The organism is Flavobacterium sp. ABG, assembly GCF_001027725.1.
Lineage (GTDB): Bacteria > Bacteroidota > Bacteroidia > Flavobacteriales > Flavobacteriaceae > Flavobacterium > Flavobacterium cupriresistens.
Window position 1 is genome coordinate 1 of record NZ_LEKS01000067.1, and the last position, 488, is coordinate 488.

1 protein-coding gene is annotated in these 488 nt (G+C 24.6%); it reads left to right on the forward strand.

Annotated features, from left to right (window positions below):
- A partial coding sequence (locus AB674_RS21690) for a T9SS sorting signal type C domain-containing protein (protein WP_047779378.1) occupies positions 1–249 on the forward strand: 249 nt, incomplete at its 5' end.
- Positions 250–488 lie beyond the last annotated feature (239 nt).

Consider the following 488-nt stretch of genomic DNA (forward strand, 5'->3'; position numbering starts at 1 on the left):
GGCACTTTTGATAAAGGAGATAGTGCCGTTTTAGTCTCTAATAAAAATAAACTGATAAAAATAGATTCATCGGTTGAAGTGATAAATAAAGTTGAGGTATATGATTTGTTGGGTAGAACAGTATATGAAAAAATAAATATTGATGCCAATAAATTAGTACTACCAAATTTAGTCATGAATGATCAAGTCTTGCTTGTTAAAATTATATTAGAAAATGGTAAAACTGTAACAAAGAAAATTATTTATTAAAACGGCTTCAAGTATTATAAAAAAAGCGCATTTTGTTGAAACAAAATGCGCTTTTTTTTATTTGCAATTTTTCTAATCTAAATCCCTAAACGATACGTATATATAATAAAATAGCTTTTAAACTGATATAATTGTCTTTAAACGGTTTAATTTTGTTTATATATTATTTTTTTATGTTTTTGTAAGAATCGTCTTTTGCTAAAATACCATAGAACGGTAAAAGATTTTATGTAAATTCC